This window comes from Actinoplanes sp. NPDC051411 (genome assembly GCF_040682075.1).
Classification (GTDB): domain Bacteria; phylum Actinomycetota; class Actinomycetes; order Mycobacteriales; family Micromonosporaceae; genus Actinoplanes.
Map to the genome: position 1 here is coordinate 20,920 of NZ_JBFBAD010000010.1, position 17,714 is coordinate 38,633.

A 17,714-nucleotide genomic window follows, 5' to 3' on the forward strand; every position below is an offset into this window, starting at 1 on the left:
TCATGTCCTTTCCGGATGTCCGACCCCGTCGTCTCCGCCGCACCCCCGCGATGCGGCGGCTCGTCGAGGAGACCCGTGTCTCCCCGGCCGAGCTCGTCCTGCCCCTCTTCCTGAAGGAGGGGCTGACCGAGCCGCGGCCGATCAGCTCCCTGCCCGGCGTCGTGCAGCACTCGCGCGAGTCGCTGCGCAAGGCCGCCCGCGAGGCCGTTTCGGCGGGCGTCGGTGGGCTGATGCTGTTCGGCGTGCCCATGAACGAGCACAAGGACGAGACCGGCTCGGCCGGCCTCGACCCGGACGGCATCCTGAACGTCGGCATCCGCGATTTGATCGCCGAGGTCGGCGACAGCTCCGTGGTGATGGGCGACCTGTGCCTGGACGAGTTCACGTCGCACGGTCACTGTGGGGTGCTGGCCGCCGACGGGTCGGTCGACAACGACGCGACCCTCGCGATCTACGCCGAGATGGCGGTCGCGCAGGCCGCCGCCGGAGCGCACATGGTCGGGCCGTCGGGCATGATGGACGGCCAGATCGGCGTGATTCGTCGCGCGCTGGACAAAGCGGGTTACCAGGACGTTTCGGTGCTCGCCTACGCGGCGAAGTTCGCCGGCGCGTTCTACGGCCCGTTCCGCGAGGCGGTCGAGTCGACCCTCGAAGGCGACCGCCGGCAATACCAGCAGGACCCGCCGAACATCCGGGAAGCGCTGCGCGAGATCGACCTCGACGTGGCCGAAGGCGCCGACATCGTCATGGTCAAGCCCGCCCTGCCCTACCTCGACGTGATCGCCGCGGCGCGGGACCGGGTCACCATCCCGGTCGCCGCCTACCAGGTGTCGGGGGAGTACGCGATGGTCGAGGCGGCCGCGGCCAACGGCTGGATCGACCGGGAACGGGTCATGCTGGAGACGCTCACCTCGATCAAACGGGCGGGCGCGCAGATCACCCTGACCTACTGGGCGACCGAGGCCGCCCGCCTGCTCCGCTTCAGATGATCGTTTCCAGACTCTGCACCAGCTGGGCGACGTCCGCGCCGTACTCGAACCAGTCGCGGTCGGGCAGGTAACCCAGCTCGGCATTGACCTTGAGCATCGACTCGTTGTTGTGCGCGTTCCACGTCTGCACCTCGCGCAGACCCGGCTCGGCCTTCTTCAGCTCGAACAGCATGCGCGCCTTGAGCGCTCGGTCGATGCCGAAACCCCGGTGGTCCCGCACGACGATCGTGTCGTACTGATCGGCGCGCTCGGGGTGCTGCGCCGGCACGACCACCTCGGTCAGCCCGGCCACCACCCCGGTCGACTCGTGGGTCGCCAGCACGATGTACGGCTTCAGGCCGCGCTTGTGCAGCGTGTCGAGCGAGTCGCGGAGCCGCTGCGGGTCGGACGAGCGCGGGGCCAGATCGAGGTCCTCGTCGTCGTCCGCCTCGAGCTTGGCCTCGGCGTACGCCTCCAGCATCTCGTCGGGCGGCCCACCCGGAAGATATTCGACCCGGTAGCCGGGGGCGATCCCGTCGGCCATCTCGTGCAGCGAGCTCCAGTCCACCGCGGACAGCGTGAGCACGCTGCGGGTCTCGACATATTCGCGCTCGAAGCCGAGAGCCTCGTAGAAGCCGATCGCCGGGGTGCCGCCGATCGCCTCCACGCCGATGGTCGAGAAACCCTCCAGATAGGCCCGGCGGGCCGCGACCGCGACCAGCTGCCGGCCCAGCCCGCGGCGGCGCAGATCGGGGCGCACCAGCACCTCGAGAACGCCGATGTCGCCGAGCAGCAGGACGCTCACGTGGGCGAAGATCTCGCTCTCCCCCTCGGGGAGGCGATCGTCCTCGGCCACCCAACAGATGCGGCGCTCACCCGGTACGGTCTCGGCCAGGTATTCCCGGACCTGCACGTCCTGCCACGGTGGATCGTCGGGGAGATCGGTGGCCAAGACCGTATTGATGGTCTCGACGAGCGATCGGATCTCCCCCGCCGACGCTGCCCGGGGATCCCATTCACGCACCCTCACCCGTACAGCTTGCCGGTAGAAGCACTTTCAGGGAAGTGGTCCGAACGTAAATGTATAGGGACGGTCACGGTCGGTGGCGGACGCGGACCTCAGGCCCGGCTCTTCTGGCCGTATTCATTAGCGGTCTGGAACACCTTCTCGGCATACGGCTGGACCGCGTTGTAGGAGAAGATCGCGGCGTACCAGGCGTCCGGCTTGGACAGGTCGCGGCCGCCCTGGCACAGATAAATCCCCGCGGTCAGTGACGCATCGTTGATGTTCTGTGGGTCGGCGACACCGCTGTTATCGGCGTCCACCTTGTATTTCTCCCACGTCGACGGGATGAACTGCAGCGGGCCGACCGCCCGGTCATAGGTCGGGTCGCCGTCGATCACCCCACGGTCGGTGTCCGCGATCCGCTGCCGGCCGCCCTGCCCGTCGAGCGGCAGACCGTAGATCGGCGGCGTGACCGTGCCGTCGGCACCGAGGACCGACTTCTGGAAGAGCCCGTGGTTGGACTCGACCTCGGCGATCGCGGCCAGAGTGGTCCAGCTCAGGTGACAACTGGGCATCGTGCGGGTGAGGACCAGCTCGGCATAGCCGTACGCCTCGGTCGCGACCACCGGGATGCCGACCCGGGTGCCGGTCTGCTGCGCCCAGCCGGCCAGCACGTCGGCCGGATGCCCGGTGCTGCCGTCGACGACCGGCGGCTGCGTCGTGATGAGGCCCCCGGCCGCCGGCTGGGTCGGCAGCGTGCCGGTCGCCAGCGGATCGGTGGGGAAGGTGCCGGGCTGGCTCGCGGACGGGGCCGGCGCCGCGGCGCCGGCCCCGAAGTTCGGCGTGGCGCTCGCGGCGGGCGACGCCTTGAGCTTCTCGGGTACGTAATAGGCCCCGGCCGCGATCGCCCCACCGACCAGCACCAGCACCACGACAGCCGGAATGATCAGCCGCCCGGCGGGCCGCCTGGTCCAGGCGGCGGTCGCCCGCGCGCCCCGCACGAGGCCCCGCCCCGTGGCCCTGACGGGATTCCGCCGCCGCTTCGTCGCCAGGGTGGCGCCCACGGCCGCCGGGGTGGCGCCTGCGCCTGTTGGGGTGGCGCCTGCGGTCGCTGGGGCGGCGCCTGTGGCTGTTGGGGTGGCGCTCGCGGCCGCCGCTGCGCTCTCGGGCTTGTCGGCGGCTGTCGCACCGGTGGCGGTGGCTGCCGCCGAGCCGTCGGCGACCTCGGTGACGCTTGTCGGAGCAGTAGGAGTGCCCGCCGCAGTGGCGGCGCCGGCTGTGCCGGGCGACTGGGCGGCGCCGGTGTTTTCGGCCGTTCCCGCGGCGGGGGACGTGGCTTCGGTCGCGGCGCGCGCTGTGCTGGGCGTGCCGGCGGTCGCGCCGGGCGTTTCGGCGGCGCCCGAGTTTTCGGCCGTGCCCGCTGTGCTGGGTGTCGCTCCGGTCGCGCCGCGCGTTTCGGCGGCGCGAGGGTTCTTGGTCGTGTCCGCCGTGCTGGGCGTGGCGGTGGCCGCGCCGGGCGTTTCGGCGGCGCCAGCGTTGCCCGCCGTGCTGGGCGTGACGCCGGTCGCGTCGGGCGTCGCGGCGGCGCGAGGGTTCTCGGTCGCGCCTGCCGTGCTCGGCGTGGCGGTGGTCGCGTCGGGCTCGGGAGCCGAGCCCGTGGGGGCACCTGCCGCCGAGTTATCGGTTATCGCGGTAGCCGCATCGTCGTCCGTCGCCTTGTTACCCCCGGCCGAGGCGGCCGGGCTGCCGGGAAGCGCGCTGGTCGCCGGCCCGCCGGCCGTCCCGCCGCGGGCGGTCGAATCAGGCCCGGCCGGGGTGGCGTCACCCGAGGGTGCTGCCGGCCGAGCGCCGTCCGCTTCGTCGGACTTGCCGGATGAATCCCTTTGGGCAGGAATCGGAGCGGGCTTCGCGCCGGCCGCCGGCCGCTGGTGGCCCTCGGGCGCCGCGCCCGAGCTGCCGAGCGGCCCGGCCTGGTGGGGCACCGCCGCGCGCAGCTCGAAGCCGTCAGCCGGTGTCGATTGCCGCTCTGCCACGCGGATGACACTACCCAACCCCGGCACGCCCGGCCCCGGCCCGTTCGAAGCCTGTGGATAACCTGCGAGTGACCTTGGCGCACCGGACTCCCGGCACCCACCGGCATGGGCTTACGCTGTGGCAATGCCGCGCTACGAGTTCCGCTGCCGCGCCTGCGGCGACACCTTCGAGGTCAACCGCCCGATGCGCGAGGCATCCGCGCCGGCGGCCTGTCCGGCGGGTCACGACGACACGGTGAAGCTGCTGTCCACTGTCTCGGTGGGAGGCAGCCGATCTCAAGGCGGGCCCCCGAGTGGCGGTGGCTGCTGCGGCGGCGCCTGCGGTTGCAGCTGAAAGCTGAGATCTGCGTTACAGCGGGCGGCAGCGCTCGGTCGCCGCGTGATTACTCAGCCGTGATCGCAAACCCCTCGGACGATCACAGCCGGCCCCACATCGGACGCCGCCGCGCCGCGACCTCTTGCGGGTACACCCGAACGGTCGACCCAATCTGACCAACTGCAGCGCAACTGCGCTTCATCCTTTTCGTTACGTCACGCGTAGTGCCGTACGAGAACGTCGATGACTTCTACGGAGTGTCCTTCGTCAGGGGTCGGCCGTGGCGTGTGGATGGTTACCGTCCGTTTCTACGATGTGCGGTACAACTGCGGTACGGCAGCATGAGACGCGACTTCCCAAAGGGGGCGGAGGTTCACCGTGTCGGGACGAACCGAGCTGCCGAGCGGGCTGGTGACCTTTATGTTCACCGACATCGAGGGCTCGACTCGTCTGGCCCGGATGCTCGGCGATTCCTACGGGCCGGTCCTCGGCGCCCATCGCGCTGCCGTGCGCGCTGCGCTGAGTGACTTCGGCGGTGTCGAGATGTTCACTGAGGGTGACAGTTTCTTCGTTGCTTTCAGCAACGCTGAGTCAGCACTCGCGGCCGGCGTGTCGGCGCAGCATCGACTCTCCGCACATGACTGGCCGGCCCCGGACTGCCGGCCCAAGGTACGGATGGGGTTGCACACCGGCTGGGCCGAGCCGAAGAACGACGAATACACCAGCACCGAGGTCCACCGCGCGGCCCGCGTCGCGGCGGCCGCACACGGCGGGCAGATCCTGTGTTCCGAGGCGACCACCCGGGCTACGCCGGAAGTAGAAGAGCTGGGCTTTCTCGATCTCGGCCCGCACCGCCTGCGCGGCTTCGACGACGACGAGCGCCTCTATCAGGTGCTCGCCCCCGGGCTCGACCGTGAGTTCCCGCGGCCGCGCACCCCGGGCGCGCCGATCCACAATCTCCCGGCCCCGCTCACCCCGCTGATCGGCCGCCGGTCCGAGATCGCCGAACTGTCGGGCCTGATCGGACGGCACCGCCTGGTCACGGTGGCCGGTCCGGGCGGCGCCGGCAAGTCGAGGCTCGCGCTGGCCGTGGCCGAGAGCGTGCTCACCGCGTACCCCGAAGGCGTGTGGACGATCGACGCGGTCGGCGCCTCGACCGGCCTGGCCCCCGCGATGGCCGCGGTGCTCGGTCTCCGGACCGAGCCCGGTCGTCCGGTGCTCGAGACCCTGCTCGAACAGTGCGCGCCCCGCCGCATGCTGCTGGTGCTGGAGACCTGCGAGGTCGTGCCCGGGGCCTGCGCCGCGCTGGTGCGCCGGCTGCTGGCCGCCTGCCCGGGAGTGGATGTGCTGGTCACCGGGCGGATGTCGCTCGGCGTGCCGGGGGAGGTGGTCTGGCGGATTCCGCCGCTCCAGCCGGCCGACGCGTTCGAGCTGCTCGACGCCCGCGTCTCGGCGGCGCGCGGAGAGCAGCCCGGTCCGGCCGACGACCGGGCCGAGTTGTCCGGGGTCGCGGCCCGTCTGGAGGGCTCGCCTCTGGCGATCGAGCTCGCCGCGGCTCGCCTCCGGCTGCTTTCCGCGAGCCAGCTGGTGGTCCGGCTGGGCGACCCGCTGACCGCTCTCGATCCTCCCGCCCTTGACGAGTACGCCGAAGCCGACCGTCACTGCGGTCTCGCGGCCAACCTGGACTGGTCGCACCGGACCCTCAGCGGTTCCGCCGCCGCCCTGTTGCGCCGCCTGGCCGTCTTCGCCGGTCCGATGGAACTCTCCACCGTCGAGTGGTGCGGACCGGACGCGCTGGCCGCACTCTCCGAACTGGTCGACAAGTCCCTGGTCGAGGTCGTGCCGGGTCCCCGCTACCGGATCTCCGAGCAGGTCCGGGCCTACGCCAACCGGCATCTCGCCACGGCCGGCGACGAGCACGAGGTCCGGGACCGGCACGTGGCCTGGTCGCTGCACACCCTGGACGGGGTCGCGGTGGACACCGACGGGCAGCCGCGCACGGTGTCGCTGACCGACCTGGCGCCGTTCGTCGGGGAGTGGCAGGAGGCGCTGCGCTGGGCGGCGACCGACGGCAGCGTACGGGCCGGCCTGCGCCTGGCCGACGCGCTGGCGCCCTGGTGGCGTGAGCACGGTGGGGTGGGCGAGGGCCGGGACCTGCTGTCGCGGCTCTACCGTCGCCTCGAACGGGACGCTGTGGACGGGGCCGAGGCGGCGCGGGCCTACCTCGCGCACGCCGAGCTGGTGGCCGATCAGGACGAACGGGAACAGTACGTCGAGCGGGCCGAGCAGGCGACCGACGATCCGGCTCTGCTCGTACGCGCCCTGGCCGCGCGCCGGCTCAACCTGCTCGAGGCGCGCCGGCACGAGGAGGCCGAGCGGCTCTGCCGGGACGTGATCACCAGGGCCGAGCGGAACGGCGTACCGGAGGCGGCTCTCCCGGCGGTGATCGCGCTGGCCGAGCTGCTCTGGCGGCGGGACGCGCTGGACGACGCGGCCGAGCTGCTGGGTGGGGCCCGCCAGCTGGAGGTTCGTCGCCCGGAGGATCGCGGCCGGCGAACCGTGGACTGGCTGCTCGGCATGGTCGCGCTGCGCCGGGGTGACCTGGTCGCCGCCCACGACCACCTGGTGGTGGCGTTGCGGTCGCGGCTGCGGCACGGGTTCCGGGGCGCGGCGGCCGACGCGGTCGCCGCGATCGCGGTGCGCTGCTCGATCGGCGGGGATCCGGCGACGGCCGCCGTGCTGTTCGGCGGGGCCGAGGCGGCTCGGGGCGCTCGGCGTACGGAGATGTTCGGCAAGTTCTGGTCGGCTCAGCAGTCGGTGCTGCGGTCGGCCCTCGGCGACGCGACGTTCGACGCCGCGTACGCCGATGGGGTTGATCTGGGTTTTGATCGGATCGTGGCGATGGCCCTGGCCGTCGAGCACCCGGACCTGGAGGACGGTGCGCTCAGCGGGCGGCTTGCCGGGACTGCGACCTGATGCGGGCGGCCTTGTCGATGTCGGCCTGGTTGACCGCGGAGATCGAGCCGAACACGTGGACGGCCTCGTAGTAGGTCCAGGCCAGGCTGTAGCAGGCCGGCTGAGTGAGGCTGCTGTAGGTCGCGCAGACCCGCTTCAGGTCGGCGTAGAACATGTTGTCGATCCGGTCCTTGTTGGCCGGGAACTGGCCCACCGCCTTGTAGTTGCGGTAGCCGAAGTCGTGGTGCCAGCAGGACGTGCTGAAGGCGAACCCGAGCGGGTTGTCCGGGCTGTCCGAGCAGTAGTCGGTCGACCAGTCGAAGTTGTACGCCGTCCAGGCACCCTGGTTGGTGCGGGCGGCGTTCCAGCTGGCCGTGCTGGCCGCGGTCGGTTGGGTCCAGTTCGACAGGACGGTGAGTTTGTCGGCGGGGGTGGCCGCCGAGGCGGCGCCGGCGGGGATGAGCGCGGCGAGTACGAGGGTCAGGACGAGGAAAATGCGTCGCGTCATACGGACAGTGTTGGATCAAATACTTAACGCATACAACGACATCGATGAATTATCGATGCATCGCGCGGAAGCTACCGGTGGGTATTCCTTAACGTCCGTTAATGTGATGTCCTGAGTGGCTTGGTGCCGGGCATGGATAAGGTGTGGGCGTGCAGGGCACCTCATGATCCGTTTGCCGTCGGTCCGCCGCGGGCCCCTTCGGGCGCTCGCCGTCCGGGTCGCGCTCGCCGTCCTACTAGTACTGGTCACGGTCGTGGTCATCTACGCCGACCGGGGCGGCTACCGAGACGTCAACAACGACGGCCTCACCCTCCTCGACTGCTTCTACTACGTGGTCGTCTCCCTCTCGACAACCGGCTACGGCGACATCACCCCGGTCACCCCGGACGCCCGCCTGGTCAACGTCCTGCTGGTCACTCCGGCCCGCATCCTCTTCCTGATCATTCTGGTCGGCACCACCCTTGAAGTGCTGACCGACCAATACCGCAACACGCTGCGGGTCAGCCGGTGGAGGCGAAAGTTGAAAGACCACGTGATCGTCTGCGGCTACGGGACCAAGGGCCGCGCCGCGGTCGGCGCCCTGCTCGAGAACGGCTACGACAAGTCGAAAATCGTGATCGTGGAGAACCGGGAGGACGCGCTCCGCCAGGCCACAGCCAACGGCTACGCCGCGATCAACGGCAACGCGACCCGCTCCTCGGTGCTCAACGAGGCCGACGTCAAAAACTGCAAGTCGGTCATCATCGCGACCGACAGCGACGAGGCCTCGGTGCTGATCACGCTGACCGTCCGCCAACTCACCGCCGGCCAGGTCCGCATCATCGCGGCGGTCCGCGAACAGGAAAACGCGGCCCTGCTCAAGCAGAGCGGCGCCCACCACGTGATCGTCTCGTCGGCGACCGCCGGCCGCCTGCTCGGCCTCACCACCACCGCCCCGCCGCTCATCGACGTGGTGGAAGATCTGCTCACCCCCGGCCAGGGCATGGCACTGGCGATGCGCAGCGCCGAACGCAGCGAGGTCGGCCAAAACCCGCGGGAACTGGCCGCCCTGGTCGTGGCCCTGATCCGGCGGGGCAAGGTGCTGGCGCTGGGCGGCGGCCAGGCACTCGCGATCGAAACCGGAGACCTGCTCGTGTACATCCGCAATGAGGAGAACCCGGCCGAGGTCGCGGTCTGACGCTTACAGGTCGAACTCGCCGCTCTTGACCCCGTCGACGAAGGCGGCCCACTCGGTGGGCTCGAAGGTGAGGAGCGGGCCTTGTCCGTGCGCTTTGGTGTCGCGCACGCCGACGACGTCCGGGGTGATGGCAACCTCGACGCAGGAGGACCCGCCGTTGGCACTGCGGCTGGACTTCTTCCAGGACGCGTTGCTCAGGTCTGCCACTCGACGCCGACCTCCTTGATCAGCTTCGTGGTAAGCGATCGAGGCAAGGCCTCACCCCGGATGAACTCCCACCTCCGGAGGACCTTATCAACGGCAATTGTCCAGGTGGGTGGCCTCGAAGGTCAGATGATCGTCCAGGTGTCGGCGGCCGTGAGCAGCTCGCCCAGCATCTCGTCGGGGCTGCCGGTGGCCTGGGCCTTCGCGTCGACCAGCTGCTTCTGCAGGATCTCGTCGTACGTCGGGCGGGTCACGTTGCGGAAGACGCCGATCGGAGTCGTCGAGAGGTCCGAGCCGGAGAGGCGGGACAAAGCGAACGCATACGCCGGGTCGTCGACCGTGGCGTCGTGGACGAGGGCATTGACGCCCTCCTGGCCTGTGTTCTCTTGAACGCGGAGCCCGAAGCTGCCCTCGGGGTGCACGACCGCGAACCTGCCGTCGGGGCCGAAGGTGATCGGCTGGCCCTGTTCGAGGCGGATCAGGTGGTCGTCGCGGGTGGTCGAGTCCTTGATCAGCTCGAAGGCGCCGTCGTTGAAGATGTTGCAGTTCTGGTAGATCTCGACGAACGCCGAGCCCTGGTGTTCGGCCGCCTGGCGCAGCACCGACTGCAGGTGCTTGGCGTCCGAGTCGATCGTGCGTGCCACGAACGAAGCCTCCGCGCCGAGGGCCAGCGACAGCGGGTTGAACGGCGAGTCGGCCGAGCCGGCCGGCGTCGACTTCGTGATTTTGCCGAGCTCGGAGGTCGGCGAGTATTGACCCTTGGTCAGGCCGTAGATCCGGTTGTTGAACAGCAGGATCTTCAGGTTGACGTTGCGCCGGAGGGCGTGGATCAGGTGGTTGCCGCCGATCGACAGCGCGTCGCCGTCGCCGGTGACGACCCAGACGCTCAGGTCGGGGCGGGACGACGAGAGGCCGGTCGCGATCGCCGGGGCGCGGCCGTGGATCGAGTGCATCCCGTACGTGTTCATGTAATAGGGGAACCGGGACGAGCAGCCGATGCCCGAGATGAAGACGATCTTTTCGCGGGGGATGCCGAGTTCGGGCATGAACCGCTGCATGGCCGCGAGGATCGAGTAGTCACCGCAGCCCGGGCACCAGCGGACCTCCTGGTCGGACTTGAAGTCCTTGGCGGTCAGCTTGACCGGTGTCAGCGGGATGGAGGCGCTAACCATTCTTGACCACGTCCTCGAGCATGTTTTCCAGCGTCGCGGCGGTGAACGGCAGGCCGCTGATCTGGTTGAACGGAATGGCGTCGAGCAGGTATTTCGCCCGGATCACGTGGGCCAGCTGGCCCAGGTTCATCTCCGGGACGATCACCTTGTCGTACGCCCTCAGGACCTCGCCGAGGTTGGCCGGCAGCGGCGAGAGATGCCGCAGGTGGGCCTGGGCGATCGGCAGGCCACGCTGACGCAGGGCGCGGCACGCCGCGCCGATCGGGCCGTACGTCGAACCCCAGCCCAACACGAGCACCGTCGCGTTGTCGTCCGGGTCGTCGATCTCCGCGTCGGGCACCGGGATGGATTCGATGCGGGCGGCCCGGGTGCGCACCATGAACTCGTGGTTGGCCGGGTCGTACGAGATGTCGCCGGTCTTGTCGGCCTTCTCCAAGCCGCCGATGCGGTGCTCGAGCCCCGCGGTGCCCGGAATCGCCCACGGCCGGGCCATCGTCTCGGGATCCCGCAGATATGGCAGGAACCGGCCGTCCTCACCGTTCGGCTCGGTCTGGAACGACACGCTGAGGTCGGGCAGCTCGGCGACCTCCGGCAGCAGCCACGGCTCGGAGCCGTTGGCCACGTAGTTGTCGGAGAGCAGGATGACCGGCGTGCGGTAGGTCAGGGCGATCCGTGCCGCCTCGATCGCGGCGTGGAAGCAGTCGGACGGCGACTTCGGCGCGACCACGGCCAGCGGCGCCTCGCCGTGCCGGCCGTAGAGCGCCATGTTGAGGTCGGCCTGCTCGGTCTTGGTCGGCATGCCGGTCGACGGCCCGGCCCGCTGCACGTCGACGATGACCAGCGGCAGCTCGAGCGCGATCGCCAAGGAAATCGTCTCGCCCTTGAGCGCGACACCCGGGCCCGACGTCGTGGTGACGCCGAGCGCACCGCCGTACGCCGCACCGAGCGCCGCCCCGATGGCCGCGATCTCGTCCTCGGCCTGCATCGTGGTGACGCCGAACCGCTTGTGCTTGCTCAGCTCGTGCAGGATGTCGGACGCCGGGGTGATCGGGTATGCCCCGAGGAAGATCGGCAGCTTGGCCCGCACACCGGCCGCCACCAGCCCGAGCGCGAGCGCCTGGTTGCCGGTGATGTTGCGGTAGGTGCCGGGGAGCATCTTGGCCGGCTTGACCTCGTAGCGGACCGAGAAGTCCTCGGTCGTCTCGCCGAAGTTCCAGCCCGCGTTGAACGCCGCCTTGTTGGCCGCGACCAGGTCGGGCCGCTTGGCGAACTTGCGTTCCAGGAAGCGCAGCGTCGACTCGAAGGGCCTCGAGTACATCCAGCTGAGCAGGCCCAGCGCGAACATGTTCTTGGCCCGCTCGGCGTCCTTCTTCGAGACGCCGAGGTCGGCCAGCGCGCCCACCGTCATCGAGGTGAGGGCGACCGGGTGCACCGCGTAGGCATCCAGCGAACCGTCGTCGAGCGGGCTCACCGCATAACCGACCTTGGCCAGGTTGCGCTTGGTGAACTCGTCGGTGTTGACGATCAGGTCGGCGCCGTGCGGCAGGTCGGACAGGTTGGCCTTGAGCGCCGCCGGGTTCATCGCGACCAGCACGTTGGGCGCGTCGCCCGGGGTCAGGATGTCGTAGTCGGCGAAGTGCACCTGGAAGCTCGACACGCCCGGGAGGGTGCCGGCTGGTGCGCGGATCTCGGCCGGGAAGTTGGGCAGCGTTGAGATGTCGTTGCCCAGCTGCGCGGTCTCGGATGTGAACCGGTCCCCGGTTAGCTGCATGCCGTCGCCCGAGTCGCCCGCGAACCGGATGACCACCCGGTCCAGCTGTTCGACCCGCTTCGAAACAGCGGCCACGTTGACCAACCTCCCGTGAGAGCAAGCCGGCGGACGAGGACGCGTCGATGGGCCGGCCCGCGAATAGTCACTTCCAGCCTACGTCGCCGCTCCTTACCTTGAGCGGTCGCAGACCGTTGACCACAGTAGCTAGGACAGGCTTCCCTGATCCAGCCGAGTCCACGATGCGGCGGGTCATCCATGTCACGTCGGCCCACCTCGGTGACTAGGCTGTCGGATCGTGGACGGCTACCTGGGTTCGTACGCCACGCTCGCGCTGGTCATCGGCGCCGGCGTGCTCGTCTTCGTGGGCGCGTTCGGGGCGAACCGGCTGCTGAGGCCGTCCCATCCGGCCGAGCCGTTCGGCAAACGGATCTCCTACGAGAGCGGCATCGACCCGGTCGGCGGCGACTGGGCGCAGGCGCAGATCCGCTACTACGTCTATGCGTACCTCTATGTGCTTTTCGCCGTCGAGGCGGTTTTTCTCTTTCCCTGGGCCGTGGTCTTCGACCGGCCCGGTTTCGGCGGGGCGAGCGTGACCGAGATGGGCATCTTCGTCGCGGTGCTGGCGCTGGGCATCGTCTACGCCTGGCGCAAGAAGATCCTCACCTGGACCTGAGCTGGATAAAGGTTCTCCGATGCGCGCCGGTCGGGGTGGCGGGCTCGCCACGCGGAAGCGCTCGTGCCAACATTCTGCGCATGGGTCAGCTTCTCCTCTTCATCGTCGTGGCCGTCGTGGTTGCCGCGATCGTCTTCGGCGTGACCGTGATGTTGGGCGGAGGCGATTCCGGATTGACGCCTGTCGAAGCGGATGGCCGTGCCGTTCCGCTTCCCACCGACCGGCCGCTTGGCGAGGACGACATGGGTCAGACGAAGTTCGACGTCGTCTGGCGCGGTTACCGGATGGCCCAGGTCGACCAGGCGCTTCAGCGGGCGGCGTACGACATCGGTTACAAGGGTGAGCTGATCGGCGTGCTCGAGGCGGAGGTGGCCGCCCTGCGTGAGGGCCGTCTGGCCGACGCCGACGTGCTGCGCAAGGCGCGGGAGGCGGCGGTGGCCCCGGTCGTCCAGTCGGAGGGCCCGGTCATCGAACTTTCGGTGACCCCGTCCGAGGAGGTTCCCGACGATCCGGCGCCGGCGCCCGCGCAGAAGCCGGCCGAGAAGGCGGAGGCCAAGGGCGACGACGAAAAGGTCGAGGAGTCCGAAGCGGCGGAGCGCCGGTGAGCGACGGGCTGGGCGACGATCCCGCCCGCCCCGGCACCGGTGAGGTAACGGCCACGGTCATCGTCAACGCGCCGGCCCAGCGCGTCTTCGCGGCCTTCCTCAACTGGGAGAAGCAGTCCGAGTGGATCCCGTTCACCAAGGTGCGGGTGGTGGAGGGGGACGGCGGCGAGGGCAGCCTCGTCGAGGCGATCACCGCGATCGGTCCGGCGTCGCTGCGCGACGAGCTGCGGGTGATCAAGGTCAATCCGCCGTACGAGGTGAAGGTCGTGCACTGCGGCAAGGTGCTCCGCGGCCCCGGGTCGGTACGCTGCACCGCGATGTCCGGCGACCGCACCCAGGTGGTCCTGCACGAGTGGTTCCACCTGCCGGTCGGCCCGATCGGGAAGCTGGCCTGGCCGGTGCTCTGGCCCGGTTCGAAGCTGAGCTTCACCGGCGCGCTGCGGAAATTCGCCCGTCTGGTCGAGCAGGGCCGCCTGCCCTAGCCCCCTTTTTTGTCGGAGGGTGGCCCTAGGTTGGCTGCCATGACCGAAGAGACGCTGCCCGAGACCGCCGGCCTGGTCGTCGGGCCGGACGGGCGGGCCCGCTGCTCCTGGGGCGGCAGCACCCCCGACTACGTGCCCTACCACGACAACGAGTGGGGCCGCGTGGTGCGCGGCGACGACGCGCTGTTCGAGCGGATGTGCCTGGAGGCGTTCCAGTCCGGCCTCTCCTGGATCACGATTCTGCGCAAGCGGGAGTCGTTCCGGGCCGCCTTCGCCGGCTTCAAGATCGACAAAGTGGCGGCTTTCTCCGAGGCCGACGCGACCCGGCTGATGGCCGACCCGGGCATCGTCCGCAACCGGATGAAGGTCGACGCGGCGATGAACAACGCCCGGGTCGCGGCCGACCTCGAGGGCGGCCTGTCGGCGCTGCTGTGGAGTTTCGCGCCCGACCCGCGCCCGGCCCGGCCGCGCAGCGGAGCCGAGGTGCCGGCCACCACGCCCGAGTCCAAGGCGATGGCCAAGGAGCTCAAGAAGCGCGGCTTCAAGTTCGTGGGTCCGACCACGGCCTATGCGTTGATGCAGGCGACCGGGATGGTCGACGACCACCTGGCCGGTTGCTGGGTGCCGCCCGCAAAGTGATGAGATGGAGCGCATGGCGCACTGGGCGGTGATCATTCCGGCGGAGCAGTGGGTGACCGAGAGGCTGTTCCACAACGACACGCTCACCCTGGCCGGTGGCGCGGCCGGGGTGGCGGCCGACGACGAGGTCCTGCTGATCGCCGACGACCACGTCGTGGCGATCGCCCGGGCCGGCAAGGCCGACGGCGCGATGACCTATCTGCGCCGCTCGTTCGACGCCCCGGTGCCGCTCGAGGGCCTGGCGCTGACCGGCGAGGTGACCCCGGTCGAGGCGGAGACGTTCCGGCGGCTGGCGGCCGGGCTGGGTGCCCGGCCGGGCGCCGGGAAGAGCTGGCTGGTCAGCGTCACGATGCCGATCGAGGCGGCGACCCCGGCCGAGGCGGTGCGGCAGTTCTGGTCGCACGTGTCCGAGCTGGGCCCGGCCGAGCTCCCGACCTACGCCTGGCCGCTCGGCGACGAGCTGGCGATGCAGGTCTATGTGCTCGGCGACGAGGCGAATCAGGACCCGGAGGAAGAGGACGACGAGGACTGAGTCCCCGCCGCCCTCCGAAGAGAAAAACTCAGCCGCCGAGGCTCGCCGCGGCCGCCTTGATGTTCGCCGCAAACGTGCTGACCTGGGAATACACGCCCGGCTTGTTGGGCCGTGCGCAGCCGTCGCCCCAGCTCACGATTCCGACCTGGATCCACGCGTTGCCGGCGTCCCGCCGGAACATCGGGCCACCGGAGTCGCCCTGACAGGTGTCGGTCCCGCCGGAGGCGTAGCCGGCGCAGATCTCGTCGCTGGCGATCACCTCGCCGTTGTACATCGTCCGCGAGTTGCAGGTGGTGTCGCTGACGAACGGCACCGTGGCCTTGAGCAGGTAGCGCTGCTGGGCGCCGCCCTCGGACGCCGCGCCCCAGCCGACGATCGTGAACGTGCCCGAGTCGTACGCCGTCGTGGTGGCCAGCGGCAGCGTGGCCAGGCTGGTGACCGGGCTGGCCAGGCGGATCAGGGCCCAGTCCTTGCCGTTCCCGTTGTAGCCGGGCGCCTGGTAGACGTAGTTCGACCGGACGGTGATCCGGCTGCTCGACTGCAGGTCGACCGAGCCCAGGGTGGCCGTGATCGACGTGTTGGTGCCGGTGCGGGAGACGCAGTGGGCGGCGGTCAGCACGATGGTCGGGCTGTAGAGCGCGCCGCCGCAGCCCATCGACAGCCGCACCACGAACGGGAACTCACCCTGTGCGGCGCGCGTGCCGCCGACGACGGCCGGGCTGACCGGGGCCGCACTCGCGGGAGACGCGGCCACCCCCCAGGCCGCGAGGGTCACCGCCACGAGGGCGGCGCGCACAAGAAGCTTCATCGGATCCTCCCCAGGTCGGAATACCTGAGGAGGACTCTATTGATAGATACATCTAAATACCGCTATCCCGATCGGGTCATATCACCGGCCCTCGAACACCGGCTTCCGCTTGGCCACGAAGGCGTCGACCGCCGCCTTGTGGTCACTCGTCGCCCCGGTGATCGCCTGGGCCTGCGCCTCGGCGGCCAGCGCGTCGGAGAGGGTGCCGGCGTCACCGATCGACAGCTCGCGCTTGATCGCGCCGTACGCCACCGTCGGCCCGGCGGCCAGCCGGGCGGCCAGCTCGTGAGCCGCCGGCAGCACCTGCTCGTCGTCGTCGACCAGGCGCGAAAGCATGCCCATGGCCAGCGCCTCGGGCGCCTTGACCGGCTCGGCCAGCAGCAGCAGCTCGACCGCCCGGGCGTGCCCGACGATGCGCGGCAGCGACCACGAGACGCCGCTGTCGCCGGCCAGGCCCACGTTGGCGAAGGCCATCAGGAACCGGGTCTTCGGGCCGCCGACCCGGAAGTCGGCCAGCAGCGCGAACGACGCGCCGGCCCCGGCCGCCATGCCGCGCACCGCGGCGACCACCGGCTTGGGCATGCCGGCCAGCCGCTGGGCGATCGGGTTGTAGTGCCGCCGCACGGTGTCGAGGTCGGTGTGGCCGGACTCCAGCTGGGCGGCGTGTTCCCGCAGGTCCTGGCCGACGCAGAACGCCCCGCCCGACCCGGCCAGCACGATCGCCCGGCACGACTTGTCGCTCTCCAGGGAGGCCAGCGTGTCGCGGAGCGCCTCCTTGAGGTCGACGTCGAGCGCGTTCATCGCCTCGGGCCGGTTGAGGGTGAGGGTGACGACCGCGTTATTGCGGTCCACGAGCAAGGAGTCCGTCATGGGTCTGACAGTCCCACACGGCCGCCCCGGTGCGCCGACTGCAGACAACGCTCGACGTACCGGTCGGCGGCCGGTCGCAGCCGGGCCGAGTGCCGGTCGAAGAAGCCGGCCGCGCTGGAGCCGGGCCAGCGGGCGGGCAGCAGGGCGGCGGGCAGCTGCGGGTCGCGGAACAGGAACGACCGCCAGGCGTGCACGAGCAGGAACCGGGCCGCGTACGCCTCCTCGTCGCTGCTGCGCCCGTTGACCGCCGTCACGACCGGCCGCAGATCGGTCACGAACCCCTCGTACGCCCGGCCCAGCTCGTCCAGGTCCCAGGCCCGCTCGACCACCTCGGCCGCGCCCGTCGTGCCGGCCGCGTGGCTGGCGCTGAACCGTTCGTAGGGCACGCCGGTCTCCTTGAGCACCGCGTCGACCTCGTCGGCCGACCGCGGCGCGACCCAGGCGTTGTCGCCCAGCGAGCCGTATCCGAGAAACGCCATGCGGGCCGCCTCGCGCCGGGGCAGCGGGGCGTGCAGCAGGATGAGATCGAAGCGCCCGTCCCACCCGGAACGGCCGGTTCGGTAGATTCGGGCCGACGCCTCGTCCAGACGACGCGCCGCCTTCGGGGTCAGCAGATAACCCGGTCCGGAGCCCAGGCGCAGCGGGTGGAGCCAGCCCTGGCGCACCATCCGGGACACCGCGGTGCGTACCGCCGGCGCCGCGATGCCGAGCGGCGCAAGCAGCCTGACCAGGGCGGCAACCGGCGCCCGGCCACCACGGGAACGCAGGTAGTCCCCGTACAGGTCGAAGAGTGCCGACCGCGCCTGCATGACCGCACATTGTGACAGCCCAAAAGACGATATGCTAGACGCTGTCACATCCGCCCGGGCTGAGTTTGGGCTTGCCGGTGTTCATCAGGGAAAATGTTTGATCGGCACGTTATTAGATCGGACCAGCGGGCGTCGCGGCATGCGCGTGGGTCTGCGACCGCCGGTCGGATAACGAAGGTGTACACG

19 protein-coding genes are annotated in these 17,714 nt (G+C 70.2%); 10 read left to right on the top strand and 9 right to left on the bottom strand.

The annotated features are described in order from the left end of the window. Positions 1-2: 2 nt before the first annotated feature. A complete protein-coding gene (gene hemB / locus AB0M88_RS07855) occupies positions 3-989 on the top strand; it encodes a porphobilinogen synthase (protein ID WP_364097095.1) in 987 nt (328 codons plus the stop codon). Here the strand turns inward: hemB and AB0M88_RS07860 are convergent. Beyond that, positions 982-1,998 (bottom strand): GNAT family N-acetyltransferase, encoded by a 1,017-nt coding sequence (locus AB0M88_RS07860; protein ID WP_364097098.1) that lies wholly within the window; start codon positions 1,996-1,998, stop codon positions 982-984. The genes hemB and AB0M88_RS07860 overlap by 8 nt on opposite strands. Positions 1,999-2,087: 89 nt before the next feature. Next, positions 2,088-2,975 carry a murein transglycosylase gene (locus tag AB0M88_RS07865; RefSeq protein WP_364097101.1) on the bottom strand — a complete coding sequence of 296 codons (888 nt, stop codon included), beginning with the start codon at positions 2,973-2,975 and terminating at the stop codon, positions 2,088-2,090. A gap of 136 nt (positions 2,976-3,111) precedes the next feature. On the opposite strand from AB0M88_RS07865, the gene AB0M88_RS07870 reads away from it, so the two are divergent. The 3 genes from AB0M88_RS07870 (at position 3,112) to AB0M88_RS07880 (ending at position 7,299) form a co-directional block, all read left to right on the top strand. Continuing rightward, positions 3,112-4,068: a hypothetical protein gene (locus tag AB0M88_RS07870; protein WP_364097104.1), complete on the top strand. Its 957-nt coding sequence runs from the start codon at positions 3,112-3,114 to the stop codon at positions 4,066-4,068. Between the two features lie 63 nt (positions 4,069-4,131). Beyond that, positions 4,132-4,341, top strand: coding sequence for a zinc ribbon domain-containing protein (locus tag AB0M88_RS07875; protein ID WP_364097107.1), 210 nt, complete (start codon positions 4,132-4,134; stop codon positions 4,339-4,341). 360 nt (positions 4,342-4,701) lie between these two features. Then, a complete protein-coding gene (locus AB0M88_RS07880; protein WP_364097110.1) occupies positions 4,702-7,299 on the top strand; it encodes an adenylate/guanylate cyclase domain-containing protein in 2,598 nt (865 codons plus the stop codon). Here AB0M88_RS07880 and AB0M88_RS07885 read toward each other — a convergent pair. Continuing rightward, on the bottom strand, positions 7,268-7,786 hold the full coding sequence (locus AB0M88_RS07885) for a phospholipase (RefSeq protein ID WP_364097113.1): 519 nt from the start codon (positions 7,784-7,786) through the stop codon (positions 7,268-7,270). The genes AB0M88_RS07880 and AB0M88_RS07885 overlap by 32 nt on opposite strands. Positions 7,787-7,949: 163 nt before the next feature. On the opposite strand from AB0M88_RS07885, the gene AB0M88_RS07890 reads away from it, so the two are divergent. Beyond that, a complete protein-coding gene (locus AB0M88_RS07890) occupies positions 7,950-8,963 on the top strand; it encodes an NAD-binding protein (RefSeq protein WP_364097116.1) in 1,014 nt (337 codons plus the stop codon). Positions 8,964-8,966: 3 nt separating this feature from the next. Here AB0M88_RS07890 and AB0M88_RS07895 read toward each other — a convergent pair whose 3' ends face one another. From AB0M88_RS07895 to AB0M88_RS07905, 3 genes are all read right to left on the bottom strand, one after another. Then, positions 8,967-9,170: a DUF397 domain-containing protein gene (locus AB0M88_RS07895; RefSeq protein WP_364097119.1), complete on the bottom strand. Its 204-nt coding sequence runs from the start codon at positions 9,168-9,170 to the stop codon at positions 8,967-8,969. 122 nt (positions 9,171-9,292) lie between these two features. Next, positions 9,293-10,339, bottom strand: coding sequence for a 2-oxoacid:ferredoxin oxidoreductase subunit beta (locus tag AB0M88_RS07900; protein ID WP_364097122.1), 1,047 nt, complete (start codon positions 10,337-10,339; stop codon positions 9,293-9,295). Continuing rightward, positions 10,332-12,185 (bottom strand): 2-oxoacid:acceptor oxidoreductase subunit alpha, encoded by a 1,854-nt coding sequence (locus AB0M88_RS07905; protein ID WP_364097125.1) that lies wholly within the window; start codon positions 12,183-12,185, stop codon positions 10,332-10,334. The genes AB0M88_RS07900 and AB0M88_RS07905 overlap by 8 nt, the downstream gene beginning before the upstream one ends. A gap of 220 nt (positions 12,186-12,405) precedes the next feature. Here AB0M88_RS07905 and ndhC point away from each other — a divergent pair, with 220 nt between their 5' ends. The 5 genes from ndhC (at position 12,406) to AB0M88_RS07930 (ending at position 15,041) form a co-directional block, all read left to right on the top strand. After that, positions 12,406-12,783, top strand: coding sequence for an NADH-quinone oxidoreductase subunit A (gene ndhC / locus AB0M88_RS07910; RefSeq protein WP_364097128.1), 378 nt, complete (start codon positions 12,406-12,408; stop codon positions 12,781-12,783). Positions 12,784-12,863: 80 nt separating this feature from the next. Further along, positions 12,864-13,388: a DivIVA domain-containing protein gene (locus AB0M88_RS07915; RefSeq protein WP_364097131.1), complete on the top strand. Its 525-nt coding sequence runs from the start codon at positions 12,864-12,866 to the stop codon at positions 13,386-13,388. Further along, on the top strand, positions 13,385-13,870 hold the full coding sequence (locus tag AB0M88_RS07920; protein ID WP_364097134.1) for an SRPBCC family protein: 486 nt from the start codon (positions 13,385-13,387) through the stop codon (positions 13,868-13,870). Before AB0M88_RS07915 ends, AB0M88_RS07920 begins: the two co-directional genes overlap by 4 nt. 39 nt (positions 13,871-13,909) lie before the next feature. After that, complete coding sequence (locus tag AB0M88_RS07925) at positions 13,910-14,509, top strand: DNA-3-methyladenine glycosylase I (RefSeq protein WP_364097137.1); 600 nt, start codon at positions 13,910-13,912, stop codon at positions 14,507-14,509. Positions 14,510-14,522: 13 nt separating this feature from the next. Next, entirely contained in the window at positions 14,523-15,041 is a 519-nt protein-coding gene (locus tag AB0M88_RS07930) for a hypothetical protein (protein WP_364097419.1), read from the top strand. Positions 15,042-15,069: 28 nt separating this feature from the next. Here the strand turns inward: AB0M88_RS07930 and AB0M88_RS07935 are convergent, their stop codons facing one another. The 3 genes from AB0M88_RS07935 to AB0M88_RS07945 form a co-directional block, all read right to left on the bottom strand. Beyond that, positions 15,070-15,849: a serine protease gene (locus tag AB0M88_RS07935; protein ID WP_364097140.1), complete on the bottom strand. Its 780-nt coding sequence runs from the start codon at positions 15,847-15,849 to the stop codon at positions 15,070-15,072. Positions 15,850-15,930: 81 nt separating this feature from the next. Then, the gene (locus tag AB0M88_RS07940) at positions 15,931-16,719 is read right to left on the bottom strand and encodes an enoyl-CoA hydratase-related protein (protein ID WP_364097143.1); all 789 of its coding nucleotides are present in this window, start codon (positions 16,717-16,719) and stop codon (positions 15,931-15,933) included. Next, the gene (locus tag AB0M88_RS07945; protein WP_364097146.1) at positions 16,716-17,528 is read right to left on the bottom strand and encodes a PaaX family transcriptional regulator C-terminal domain-containing protein; all 813 of its coding nucleotides are present in this window, start codon (positions 17,526-17,528) and stop codon (positions 16,716-16,718) included. Before AB0M88_RS07945 ends, AB0M88_RS07940 begins: the two co-directional genes overlap by 4 nt. Positions 17,529-17,714 lie beyond the last annotated feature (186 nt).

Excerpts from the sequence above, each read along its gene's own strand:
- hemB (WP_364097095.1), top strand. The coding sequence starts at position 3 with ATGTCCTTTCCGGATGTCCGACCCCGTCGTCTCCGCCGCACCCCCGCG.
- AB0M88_RS07875 (WP_364097107.1), top strand. The coding sequence starts at position 4,132 with ATGCCGCGCTACGAGTTCCGCTGCCGCGCCTGCGGCGACACCTTCGAG.
- AB0M88_RS07885 (WP_364097113.1), bottom strand. The coding sequence starts at position 7,786 with ATGACGCGACGCATTTTCCTCGTCCTGACCCTCGTACTCGCCGCGCTC.
- AB0M88_RS07890 (WP_364097116.1), top strand. The coding sequence starts at position 7,950 with ATGATCCGTTTGCCGTCGGTCCGCCGCGGGCCCCTTCGGGCGCTCGCC.
- AB0M88_RS07900 (WP_364097122.1), bottom strand. The coding sequence starts at position 10,339 with ATGGTTAGCGCCTCCATCCCGCTGACACCGGTCAAGCTGACCGCCAAG.
- AB0M88_RS07915 (WP_364097131.1), top strand. The coding sequence starts at position 12,864 with ATGGGTCAGCTTCTCCTCTTCATCGTCGTGGCCGTCGTGGTTGCCGCG.
- AB0M88_RS07925 (WP_364097137.1), top strand. The coding sequence starts at position 13,910 with ATGACCGAAGAGACGCTGCCCGAGACCGCCGGCCTGGTCGTCGGGCCG.
- AB0M88_RS07930 (WP_364097419.1), top strand. The coding sequence starts at position 14,523 with ATGGCGCACTGGGCGGTGATCATTCCGGCGGAGCAGTGGGTGACCGAG.
- AB0M88_RS07935 (WP_364097140.1), bottom strand. The coding sequence starts at position 15,849 with ATGAAGCTTCTTGTGCGCGCCGCCCTCGTGGCGGTGACCCTCGCGGCC.
- AB0M88_RS07940 (WP_364097143.1), bottom strand. The coding sequence starts at position 16,719 with ATGACGGACTCCTTGCTCGTGGACCGCAATAACGCGGTCGTCACCCTC.
- AB0M88_RS07945 (WP_364097146.1), bottom strand. The coding sequence starts at position 17,528 with ATGCAGGCGCGGTCGGCACTCTTCGACCTGTACGGGGACTACCTGCGT.